We start from the raw sequence: 12,170 nt of genomic DNA on the forward strand, positions 1-12,170 counted from the left end.
CGATCACTCCTTCACATTTCCTATCATGATATTACTTTTTATCCTTTTTTTTCTTTTTCTCTAAGTTTCTCCATTCCATATAGGATTCTGGATCTGTTTGTTTTACTTGTTCCAAAAATGATGAAAATAGACCCTTTTCATTCAAATCTTTGAACAGCTCCGTAGGAACGGAGTCAATTTTTATAAAAGAGTTCGCATGGTCTATTACTATAAGCTCTTCTTGAGAATTCACGAAGATGTGTCTTAATTTTGCGTCCAGCCGCGTAAACTTTAAACGTTTCATTTCTTTTAGCAAGAATAGGATTTTCTTCGTCATATCTTCCGGTAAGAAATCTTTTGATGCAAGTAATTGGTCTAAAGAAGGACCGTCAATGTACTCCATTACAATATAATGGGATCCGACTTCAAAAAGCCTTGGAACTATGCGCGCTTCCTGTGCAGCTCTTAACGCTTGACTCTCATTTTGACAACGTTCTGGGTCCGGAAAAATCTTCACACAGCGATCAGGAGAAATTTTAAAAACAGCGCCTTGTTTTCCCTTCCCTATCATCGGATACGATGTTGGATTGTCAACAACGGTTACTGTTTTTTTACCACTTGAAACAATAATAGATTTAAAATCCTCCAATATCGATCAACTCCTTATTATATGATTGGGCTCCTTGATTGAGGTCCATAGCTTACTATATTTTATGTAAATGATTAGAGTTTGCTATAGTCAAGCGCCGTTTCCTTGTCCCATTGACACCATATAATGAATTTATAAGATCCTTTTCTCTTCAAAATATATTTGACCCGTGAATTTCTAAAATTTTAGTGAAAAGGAGGAGAACAGCATGAATGATTTCAGCTCTATTACTGTGACTCGCAGAGGAAAAGAAGAGGAGTTGGTTGTTAATAATCCGACTTCATACCCATTGATAGGCAAAGGGATACAGGGAGCCGTATTCAAGTTAACGGAAGATCGTTGTGTGAAAATATTCTTAAAACCGAAAAATGTTAAGAAGGAAAAAGAGGCGATGATCAAAGGTCAAGGTTTGCCATTTATGCCGAAGTTTTTTGAATCAGGCCCAAATTATATCATTATGGAATACATCGATGGTCCTTCATTACGTGATTATCTTAAGGAACAAGGAACGATATCCGAATCTATTACTCAACAGCTGGTTAATATGAAAAAGGAAATGAATCGTTTAGGATTTACTAATTTAGATCGCTGCGTCATTCGTCACATATTTGTTGATAATCGGCAGATTCTGAAAGTCGTAGATCATGCGAATTCTTATGATCGGAAACCCATACCGGTTCGGCTTTTAGATTCCTTATCCGAACTAGGATTAATTGACCCCTTTTTGCGGCAAGTCAAAGTTTTGGACTCTGAACTATATTCCGAATGGAATAACTTCCTGTCAAAGCCGCGCAAGTGAAGGCAACGAGCTACTTTCAAGTTTGAGTTAATAATAAACCAAACCCTTGCAAGTAATTAACCCCAATCTTGCACATCAATCCCTAAATAATCCCATGGTAAGAAGCAACCTTGTCCATGATTTTTTTTATTTGGTATCCAGAAAGAGAAATTCATACATTCATTTCGAGAGAAAATGTCCTTATTTAACCGCCAGTAGTTCAACAGGGATTTGCATAAAGTTCTCTTTTTTATGCAGCTGTAAGGCTTTCCTAAGAAGATCAAAACGTTGATTTATCAACAATTTTAAAAAACGGAAAACGCCCATCCTTTGATAGAAAAGTGATTGGCGTTTTTGCAAACTTCAAAAGTTGTAAACTGTTGCTGGACGTTGACCTGTTTTCCTTATTGAATTTGTATAACAGTTAAAGAAGCATTTGAATATGCTGCATTATTATTAAGCTGTGTAGCCTGAATACTAATCATATCTCCAACATTTAAGGTAAATTGCACTGTAATACCTGTACGTAGTATAGAAAAAGTACCTGGAGCAGAACTTATAAAGGCACTAAATTCAGGTCCGAAAAATATACCATTATTAACCAGAGAAAATACAGCGCCGTTTCCAGGATCTAATAATACCTCTAAACTTGCTGATATCTCATATACACCTGTATTATCTATAGTTATAGTATCAGTTGTCGGATCAGGAATCGTGTTTAGAGCAGGACCTGGTGAAGAAAAAATAATATTGGTACCCAAAGTAACCGGATGTAGGAATGCGTCTCCACGTAATGACCCGAAAGCTTTTAATGCCGTTGGTCCTTGGTCGCCTTGCGGCCCTTGAACCCCCTGAGGTCCTTGAGCACCTTGTGGTCCTGCAGGTACGTTTACAATCACTTCAACGTTTTGATCTACCTGTTGTTCTTGTTTAGATTCGCATTTGCATTTACTTTTTCCGCAATCCTTACATTTTTTATGTTTGCATTTACATTTACTATGTCCACAATCCTTACATTTTTTATCTTTACCCAAATTAATCCCCCCTCCCTTATAAACTCTGAGATAATATATGATTCTGGTATTATATTAGATTGGACAACCCCGAAAAACTCTTAAGCAAATTCTTCTTCAAGTCGAAAAAAAGGATGTGCTTTCTTATTTTTTGAAAAAAGATTGATTAAAACCTTAAATTAGCTACATTTTTGGATGAAGTAAACCTAAAAGAGATTGTTTTAAATCCTGATATATTGTAAAAATGCATGTCTTTCGGCTGTTGTGCAATATATTTATAGGCTGCATGTCCTTCATTTAAGAGTTCTAGAATCGTATCCCCAAGATGTTGCTATACAAAGTTGATTCTTTTTAGAGGCTTTAATATCTCTTAACCGTCGCCTATATAAATGGCTTTTTTGCGGTTTAATCCATAACTTTTAAGAAAAGAGGTAATTTCTTTTGCTTTAGAAAAAGGATTAAACGAATAATTCTAAAAGGCAACTAAGGATATTGCACTGCTGCAAGGTATCCTGCATCTTTCCATCCTGACGTGTTGCTAAATGTTTATAAGGTTCTCCTTCTTCATTTACTTTCCGAAGTTCTTCTTGCTGTTTTTCAACCCAATTTAACAGCATATTAACTTCAAGAAAATCAGCGATTTTTTATATTATAGGCTCTATTCTTTGTGAAAAGTGTACTTTTACGTACGGAAGGTTCAATAGCTAAAACAGCCTAAAGTTTATTTGTGCATACAAATTATAAAATGCACCTTCAAACCTGACTATTTTTTAGCGCCTTAGCTTATTTTAAATTCCATAATGGAGCGTTTCTCTTGTAATAGAAATCAAATTTGAAGAAAACCGACCAATACAGGTCGGCTTATTCTATACTATCTATAGTAGTAGCCGTAACGTCGACGAATCCACCGGACATATAGAAACTCTCTCTTGATGTGTTAAGGAGATACTAAATTGGTTTTTACATAACATAATATGCTCTAATTTTAAAAATGACAGCAATATTACAATTTATGAGTAGTTTTATATTGACTCCCTAACTTGATGAATCTACATTTTAATTGTGCGATTTCTTTTCCCCATAATCCTTCAACGTCCGATTTACCTTCTTTACCTCTCCCCGCTAAATTTCTGACTCTTTGATCCGCAATGTGATCTCTGCCTGTTTTTCCTCAGATGTCACCTCAATCTCTTCTTCCCGTTGTTCAAGTGAGAATAGGTATTTAAATATCTTCTGTGTTTAAAATAGGGGTTTTTTATTTGGTTTTATCCAATCCGAAAAATTCTAGATTCATAAAATAAAGTAATGTTTTGTGAAAAGGAGGATACAAAATTGGGTAAGGATAAAAAAGATAAAAAATGTAAAGATTGTGGACATAGCAAATGCAAATGCGATCATAACAAATGTAAGGATTGCGGACATAGTCAATGCAGATGCGATCATAACAAATGTAAGGATTGCGGACATAGTCAATGCAAATGCGATTCTAAACAAGAACAAAAGGTCGAGCAAAACGTTAATGTGGAAGTAAACGTATCTGATAATGATAAAAAAGGACCGCAAGGGCCTCAAGGACCACAAGGAACACAAGGGCCTCAAGGACCACAAGGGTCACAAGGAACACAAGGGCCACAAGGAACACAAGGGCCACAAGGGCCACAAGGGCCACAAGGACCACAAGGACCACAAGGGCCACAAGGCGATCAAGGACCTCAAGGCGACCAAGGACCTCAAGGCGACCAAGGACCTCAAGGCGACCAAGGACCGCAAGGCGACCAAGGTCCGCAAGGCGATCAAGGACCACAGGGCGATCAAGGACCGCAAGGGCCTCAAGGACCACAAGGCGATCAAGGACCGCAAGGGCCTCAAGGACCACAAGGCGATCAAGGACCACAAGGACCACAAGGGACTCAAGGCCCACAAGGCGATCAAGGACCGCAAGGTGACCAAGGCCCGCAAGGTGACCAAGGACCACAAGGTGACCAAGGCCCACAAGGCGACCAAGGACCTCAAGGCGACCAAGGACCTCAAGGCGACCAAGGACCTCAAGGCGACCAAGGACCTCAAGGCCCACAAGGCCCGCAAGGCGACCAAGGCCCGCAAGGCGACCAAGGCCCGCAAGGCGACCAAGGACCGCAAGGCGACCAAGGTCCGCAAGGCGACCAAGGACCACAAGGGGTTCAAGGACCACAAGGGGATCAAGGCCCGCAAGGCCCACAAGGCGACCAAGGCCCGCAAGGCGACCAAGGCCCGCAAGGCGACCAAGGCCCGCAAGGCGACCAAGGCCCGCAAGGATTCCAAGGCCCACAAGGGGATCAAGGCCCACAAGGTGACCAAGGCCCGCAAGGGTTCCAAGGCCCACAAGGCGACCAAGGCCCGCAAGGCGACCAAGGCCCACAAGGATTCCAAGGACCTCAAGGCGATCAAGGCCCACAAGGATTCCAAGGACCTCAAGGCGATCAAGGGCCGCAAGGATTCCAAGGGCCTCAAGGCGATCAAGGGCCGCAAGGATTCCAAGGGCCGCAAGGATTCCAAGGGCCGCAAGGCGATCAAGGACCGCAAGGATTCCAAGGGCCGCAAGGTGATCAAGGGCCGCAAGGATTTCAAGGGCCACAAGGCGATCAAGGGCCGCAAGGATTCCAAGGACCTCAAGGCGACCAAGGGCCGCAAGGATTCCAAGGACCTCAAGGCGATCAAGGGCCGCAAGGATTCCAAGGGCCTCAAGGCGATCAAGGGCCGCAAGGATTCCAAGGGCCTCAAGGATTCCAAGGGCCACAAGGTGCTACTGGTGCTCAAGGCGTTCAAGGACCTCAGGGACCTCAGGGACTTCAAGGATTCCAAGGGCCTCAAGGAGACCAAGGACCACAAGGTGCCACTGGTGCTCAAGGATTCCAAGGACCACAAGGTGCTACTGGTGCTCAAGGATTCCAAGGACCACAAGGTGCTACTGGTGCTCAAGGATCTGGAGGATTAATTCCATTTTCAACGGGTATTATCCTCAGTGGTGCTGCAGTAGTCTCAGCTGCTCCTATTTTAATGGGTTTTGGTAATAACACGGTTGAAGTTATTGACGGTTCTGGAGAATCAACTAGTCCACCAGAAGCAGGTGGTTTTGCTTTCCCAATTCCGTTTGATGGAACCGTTCAAAATTTACAAATAAGTGCAGATTTATTGGTTGCTTCAGTGGCTTCTATAAATGTGACAGCTCTTGTATATGATTTTACAGTTTTCCGCGCACCGTCATCTCCTAATGATGGGATTAGTCATCTTTCTTCATTTTACGTGACAACTCTGCTGACTAGCTCGCTTACTTTTGGAGGTCCAGGTAATACGGTTACTGCCGGTACTTTCTATACAGCAACCAATATAAATCTCGGATCATTAGTAGTCGCTGAGGGTGATCGTATTGGTATTCGTATAAGGACGCGTGTAGGGTCTGATCCCTCAGCAGCTGATATCACCCAACTCTCATTTAGCGCCAGTCTATCTTATACTCCTTCATAAGCCTCCAACATTGTAATACGCCCTTTATTTCATGGATGGGTAAACGATTCAGGAAATGAACTGCCGCAGTTGGAAATATTCCCAACTAAGGAATTAACCTGTCATTTATATGACAGGTTTTAATTTTATGATCAAAAAGACCTTGGAGAGTCTATAGATATAGCAAAAGAGGGGGGGTTCTGTGGTTACTTGGAATCTCGAGTGACTGGACCATCTGAAAGAGGGCTGAAAATGTACGTCACCCAGGATTAAACCATCCTGTACCAAATTTTCTTAGAGACGGATGGCCTCACATACAGTCTCTCTTTATCCTTTTTATAAACATGGAGGGGATTTTAAGAAAATCCAAAACCATGGTCAAAATCGTGGTCACAACCTGACATATAGAATACCTCCTTATTTATTTTCAAGGAGGTACTTAAGTGGGTTTTATCATCGTATGGCTCTAATTAGGAAAAAGAATAAAGAGGTAAACACATGGGGCGCCCTTCACAACCTAGAAAAAAGATAGAAGAGGCCCTCCGAGTACATAATAGTAGAAACACGAATCGATTAAATGTAAAAGACATTGTGAAACTCACTGGTTTATAACCAATAGCCAAAGGTTTTTCCAATTGGATGCTGGATTTTTTGTATTAAATGACCGGTATAAAATCATGAAAAGCAAAATTTTAATTTCCATATAAATGGATGATCTTTCTAACATCAGCCATTCGATCAGGAGACTCTTCGTTGAATGGATATTGTAATTCTCATTGTCTTTGAGATTGTATTGACGATTTTAGAAATTGTAGGATGGATTCCATGAATCCTGAATCCTATTCAACAATCCTGCATCTTTACTTTATAAGAGAGGTTGCTGCAGCAACTCCTTTTATAAAGTAAAGCACCTGTTCGTTGATTACAATTTATAGAACAATACTTCCCATTAAGCCTACAAAGCATTGGGCTATTGATTTTACACAGCCACGAAGGATATTGTTGTTAATAGTAAGCATGGTTTATTCGGAATTGATTGCAATAAATTCGCAAAAAAGAGGGGAAAGCTTTGGTAGATTTAGTATTCTTGAATCTGGACATATTGAACAATAAATCCTACTAACTAAGAATAGTGAGTATTAAACTATTAGGGGATGTTATATATTATATATATTCTATCGAGGTATATTTTAAAATACACGGAATCTTTACGGAGGTTAATCGAAGTGCTCAGTACCTCCAACATTTTTTGAACTAGAAAAGGAAAGAAAATGGACTGAAACTACGGAATTTTTTCGTAGGGCTCCAAGAAACTATTTGCTGAAACACAAGTGAATTTTGCATTACAGAAAAACTAGTCCACTAATTGTCATTCTAAATTAGACCTGATCTTATCTTCTGTTTTTTTCTGACTTGTCCTTTTTATAAGGATAAACCATGGCTTACATAACAATCTTACAGATACTAAAATTGGTCAAATCTAATCTAGACTAGATTACAATCTAAAAAACCAGACTAGACTAAATTTGTTCTTTCATTTCCATGATAAAACCTTACTTCTTGTAACTATCGATATTTGACCAAATGGCATTTTAACCAGCAGACGTCCATATACTATTTTCAAAGGAGGAAGGAAATTGGTGTATAGACCTACCGTAAGATACCCGGACGTATATAAAAATTATATAGAGAATGTATATAAAGTGACTGATCTAGATCGTAATCAAATTATCCGTTTGGCCTTATTTATAGCCGCACATTCAAATGAATATAAAACTATTCTCCAAAAACATAAAATTGCTGACGTCCCTCTCCCCTGCCCGCATTGGGGGCGGGATGAAGATGGTTGCTGGAAAGATCAAAACTATATAAAAAAACATAATCTAGCCCCATTCAAAATTACTGAACAGGGTGAAATTAAGATTACTTTGAGCTAATTATTTCTTTTTAGATTCATTTGTGCTTTTTACGTAATGTAGCGTGGATGCCTTGTTAGCAAGCTTTTCAGCCAGTTCCTTTGAAATATCTTTACTCATTTCGTATCACCTCACTAAAAAAAGCCTTGCCAAAAATTCTGAAATAAATACCTCCCTCCACTCTTGGCTTAGCAAAACGACGTAACCAACTAACCAACCAACCCAAAGAAAAAGGCAATTTTGAAAGGGGAATAGCAAATGGGAAAGGTTAACCATTTGAATCCGGTTCTATCTTCATCTAATAAAAAAATGATTGAAACACAAAAAAGAAAAGTTCGTTCGGATAAGCTGCATGACATAAAGATTCCCGTGGACGAATCCGTGGACATGATATTAAGAAAGGAATCCCGACGATACTGGAATGGGTCTAAAACAGCCTTTGGCACAGAGATACTGTTATTTGGACTTACACAGGTGCTCGTATATCCTGACGTCACCTATACGGACCAGCCTTACACGGTTCATTGCAAAGTAGATCATGCAACTTATCAAAAAATAGGCGATTATGCGGACGTTTGGAAATGTAGCGTTCGAAAAGCAGCTCATCGAATATTTGTAGAAGCATACAAAAAGAAACAACTAGGGGGCGTAACCGATGGGGAAATATAGCCAAGCCAATCTTATTGATGAAGAACTATCTTTGATTGGATCATCAAACTTTATCGGAAAATTTCTCCATAGAGTAAATAAATCTTCTACCGTCTTACTGAGTATAGACGTTCCCTTGAATCTTTTTTTAAGAGCAGAAGTTTTTTGTGAAGATATTCAAGACCTATCAGACATGCATTTCGAACAAAATGACTTAATGAATCTTTTATATAATGACTTCTTACTTTTTGCGAAAAAGAATCCAGATTCGAAGTCCTTATTCCGATTGCTCACATCATTGGATCAGTATGCTGGTAAAGATTCAAGACTTGAAAAGTATGGGGAAACTACCTTTAAATTAATCCATAAAGTTAAAAACCAAGAAATGAAAACGTTGAATTTACGAATGAGAAGAAAATTCGCTTTGCGTGGAGAGGTGTTGCTTGCAGATATGGATGAAGTTCAGCCAGAACATGGCTACACATTAGAAAAGGTATTTGAACTTCTTTATATTGATTTTATTGATAAATTCCGAAAAGGTAATCATGCAGGTGCCGTAGAAAATATCCTACGCCTTCTTGATAATGACATTGAATAGAAAATACACGTAAGGTTATATGCTTTAAAATGTATGGCACACATATACCGTTGATAGGCTTAGCTTCAAAAACTTCTCTTGTTGCGAGTTTGAGATATTAGGTTCACCACTTATCCTATCCTGCGTCTTTAACTTAAATAAGTTTAACAATCTAATACTCACTCACTTCAACATAAATATCAAACACCACTTTAACAAAAGAAATACCAGATCATTTATATACCTACCCATATTCATGGAGCATGATATGTTTGGATGGAATATCTTCAAAAAAAATAAGCATTGTTAAAATGCTTATTTTGCGTTTAACCACTCTTTCATTTTATCTAAGCTGACTGTATAAGGACGTTTAATTAAATTCCTTTCATATCGGGACAAGGTACTATGGGAGATTCCCATTTCCTTAGCAGCCTCTAAAATGCTTAATCCCCGGTCGATTCTTTCCTTATTAATCGTCTCAGGGGAAACCTGTTTTTCTTCAACTATCTCCCTAGTTGCAACAGCCTCCCTGTCCGTCATACCCTTCAACATAGTTAATAAATTTTCTGTGTCGTAATCCTGATCCTCAATCAATAATAAGTCTTGGTAATCTCCCATTCCCGTTATTTCATTAGGTGGGATGATTTGGACACGAGCCTTTAACCAGGTGTTAGCGAACCAATTTCTCTCCTGCTCTATTTGCTTCTCAAGGTTGTTTTCCTTATAGCTCCAACCTTTAATTATTCCATCTTGCTGCAGAGTATCCAATATTTCTTCAAATTGTTCCTTAATCCTTGAACCATATCTCGGGTTCACGTCCAAATCCATGACTTTTAAAAGACCTTTATCTCCCCCGATAAGATAAGCCCTAAGATAATCCGCACTCTTCTGGCGAATTCTCCATTGCCAGGACAAGTACCTGGATAACCGTTTATGGTACTTTTGCTTAATTGGATGGTATTCGAGAGTCTTTAATGCAAGAAGCCCACTGCTTCTTTGGGAACCGTACAAGAAGTTGGCAAGCAATTCCCCCGGACGAATGCTACATTCATAAATACCAATCGGGTTATCCCCCCGGTAGGCTACAGTCACGCTATCCACCAAAAACAAGGGATTGAACTGCACTTGTCCAATTTCTTCAAAATCTCCCTGATCCTCATTGATGAACCTCAAATTCTCTTTTTCAATTCTGATCCATATCGTTGTGAGTGCGGCCAATCTTTTCATGATATCATCGCGCTCTTTTTTCCGGTAAGACATTTGGTAGCCGTCTAAATCTTCCTTCCTCCCTTGCAATCTCCTTAAATTCAAAGCGTCATCTGTATGGAAATGAATCATTTGGTCCTTATGAGTAGCCTGTTGCATCCAAAGTATAGAGACAATATCAAAAATGTCTGCGGTTAAGTCATCCATCGACGTGATAGCTTGAGAAGTGAGGTTTTTCCATTGTTCGATGGCTACATTCGATTTCATCATCAGATAATCATTTTCCGCCCTCACTTGAGCCGTCGCCTCTAACGCTCTTTCCGCAATTCTTGCAGTAGGAATCTCAGTAGCAATGTCGAATTCATTTTTACTGATGGTCTCCCTTAATTTGTGAAATAATAAGGCCGAACCGGACTCGGCAAAATTTTGATTCAACAAGGCATTTATCACTTCCCTGTTGTTAGACTTTGGAGAGCTGGGTGAATTCTCTTCTTCTATTGTCTGTATGTATGGAAGTACAAAATTTCTAATTTCTTCTATGTATTCATCGACCCATTGTTCCATATTCTCGAATTTCAATTCATAATCTTTCACCAAGCTATCCAAAATCACAAAGAATGCTTTTAATGTTTGGCTAGGCTGGTAATCATCTTGACCTGACATAAGATGATTAATATCCATTTTCCATTCAACATAGATTTGAGGATAATCTGGAAAAACCGTTTTCATGACATTCAAAAATTTTGTTTGCAGGGTTTGTATCATTATTCTTTAATCCACCCTTCTTTTATTGACTCCTTGTATTCAAATGAGTACTGTTGGATGTAATCTTGAAAAAACACTGTTTCCAAAATACCCAAATCATGCAGAATGCTAATTGACTCAAAAGAAAGAAATTGAACAATCGGGTTTTTTTCCAGGATGGCATTTTTCAACTGTTGGACGTCCTTTTCCTGATAAAGGATAAAATTTCCCACCTGTTCTTTGATGTCGTTAGGGGAATAGCTGGTATCTTTAAAAGGTTGATTATGCGTACATTCATAGACCATCTCCCCTTTTATATAATAAGTCCTGACACTAAAACCTTTCCCAGCCTTATAAAATTCGATTTGTTTTCGAAACCAAATGGGGCCACTATATAAATGGACCACTGGTTTAGGAAGCACGCCACGTAGTTGATAGGTGGAAACCTTTCTCCGATCCCATCCGAGAATTTCCCCCACCTCTTTAACTCCAACTAAAAAATCCATATTTGTTCCCCTTTTAATCTAGTAATATGGTAATTATGAGTGAGCAGTGTTGCTTTTGTCAACAAACGGTTAAAAAGAGCAACCTCTTTTAGTTTTGACGTTTGCTTTCACAATATGCACAAGGCTCTTTGTATGGATTTTCTTGTGTGTATTTTCACTAAAATCTATAACTTTCGGTGCTATTTTGCATATTCCACTTTAAAACTCAGCTACCTTCACAAGAGAAGATTAGTTGGGTTTCGTTATTATTTACGTCCAATCACCAAGCTGGTTTTGTGCAACTTGTACAACTTCTGCGGTGAATACGTTCAATTTGAGTAAATAGCCTATGAATCAATCTAAAATAACTGTTTGTGACTCATAATCAGAAAAGTCCTTATTTGTATCAATAATTGATAATCCGAAAAGGAGTTATTGAACGATAGCAGCTAATGGTTATTCAATTAAAGGGTGCGTTTGTGAATTAACTAAAGCCCAAATTCTCAGTGTTGTAAGCTAGAGATTGGGCTTTTATTATAAATATAAAAGTTACAACCAAATCTTACGTGAATTTTTATTTCCTTCTGTTCAATAAGGGGGAAAATGACGGGCACTTGCACACGTTGTTGTGCAAGTTTTTACATTTCCGTTCTATTTTAGATGATGAACTTTGGTTATATCAGCATTTCTTT

At 39.0% G+C, this 12,170-nt stretch carries 10 protein-coding genes; 6 read left to right on the forward strand and 4 right to left on the reverse strand.

Annotation, left to right across the window (positions count from 1 at the left end; genetic code table 11):
• Window positions 1-31: 31 nt before the first annotated feature.
• Window positions 32-628 carry a hypothetical protein gene (locus ACDZ29_RS28170; RefSeq protein ID WP_375091255.1) on the reverse strand — a complete coding sequence of 199 codons (597 nt, stop codon included), beginning with the start codon at window positions 626-628 and terminating at the stop codon, window positions 32-34.
• Between the two features lie 208 nt (window positions 629-836).
• Between ACDZ29_RS28170 and ACDZ29_RS28175 the strand changes: the two genes are divergently transcribed.
• The gene (locus ACDZ29_RS28175; protein ID WP_375091256.1) at window positions 837-1,427 is read left to right on the forward strand and encodes a hypothetical protein; all 591 of its coding nucleotides are present in this window, start codon (window positions 837-839) and stop codon (window positions 1,425-1,427) included.
• 383 nt (window positions 1,428-1,810) lie between these two features.
• Here ACDZ29_RS28175 and ACDZ29_RS28180 read toward each other — a convergent pair whose 3' ends face one another.
• Entirely contained in the window at window positions 1,811-2,440 is a 630-nt protein-coding gene (locus ACDZ29_RS28180; RefSeq protein WP_375091257.1) for a hypothetical protein, read from the reverse strand.
• Between the two features lie 1,348 nt (window positions 2,441-3,788).
• Here ACDZ29_RS28180 and ACDZ29_RS28185 point away from each other — a divergent pair.
• The 5 genes from ACDZ29_RS28185 to ACDZ29_RS28205 all read left to right on the forward strand — a co-directional run bounded on the left by ACDZ29_RS28185 (window position 3,789) and on the right by ACDZ29_RS28205 (window position 9,064).
• The gene (locus ACDZ29_RS28185) at window positions 3,789-3,950 is read left to right on the forward strand and encodes a hypothetical protein (RefSeq protein WP_375091292.1); all 162 of its coding nucleotides are present in this window, start codon (window positions 3,789-3,791) and stop codon (window positions 3,948-3,950) included.
• Entirely contained in the window at window positions 3,941-5,923 is a 1,983-nt protein-coding gene (locus tag ACDZ29_RS28190) for a collagen-like protein (RefSeq protein WP_375091373.1), read from the forward strand. Before ACDZ29_RS28185 ends, ACDZ29_RS28190 begins: the two co-directional genes overlap by 10 nt.
• A 1,616-nt stretch (window positions 5,924-7,539) precedes the next feature.
• Window positions 7,540-7,839: a hypothetical protein gene (locus tag ACDZ29_RS28195; protein WP_375091258.1), complete on the forward strand. Its 300-nt coding sequence runs from the start codon at window positions 7,540-7,542 to the stop codon at window positions 7,837-7,839.
• Window positions 7,840-8,076: 237 nt separating this feature from the next.
• On the forward strand, window positions 8,077-8,487 hold the full coding sequence (locus ACDZ29_RS28200) for a hypothetical protein (protein WP_370017247.1): 411 nt from the start codon (window positions 8,077-8,079) through the stop codon (window positions 8,485-8,487).
• Window positions 8,474-9,064, forward strand: coding sequence for a hypothetical protein (locus ACDZ29_RS28205; RefSeq protein WP_375091259.1), 591 nt, complete (start codon window positions 8,474-8,476; stop codon window positions 9,062-9,064). The genes ACDZ29_RS28200 and ACDZ29_RS28205 overlap by 14 nt, the downstream gene beginning before the upstream one ends.
• 294 nt (window positions 9,065-9,358) lie before the next feature.
• On the opposite strand, the gene ACDZ29_RS28210 is transcribed toward ACDZ29_RS28205, so the two are convergent.
• Both ACDZ29_RS28210 and ACDZ29_RS28215 read right to left on the reverse strand, forming a co-directional pair.
• Window positions 9,359-11,014, reverse strand: a complete 1,656-nt coding sequence (locus tag ACDZ29_RS28210) for a helix-turn-helix domain-containing protein (protein WP_375091260.1) — start codon at window positions 11,012-11,014, stop codon at window positions 9,359-9,361.
• Window positions 11,014-11,499 carry a hypothetical protein gene (locus ACDZ29_RS28215; RefSeq protein ID WP_375091261.1) on the reverse strand — a complete coding sequence of 162 codons (486 nt, stop codon included), beginning with the start codon at window positions 11,497-11,499 and terminating at the stop codon, window positions 11,014-11,016. The genes ACDZ29_RS28210 and ACDZ29_RS28215 overlap by 1 nt, the downstream gene beginning before the upstream one ends.
• Between the last annotated feature and the right edge of the window lie 671 nt (window positions 11,500-12,170).

The sequence above is a fragment of the Peribacillus sp. RS7 genome (assembly GCF_041956845.1).
Classification (GTDB): domain Bacteria; phylum Bacillota; class Bacilli; order Bacillales; family DSM-1321; genus Peribacillus.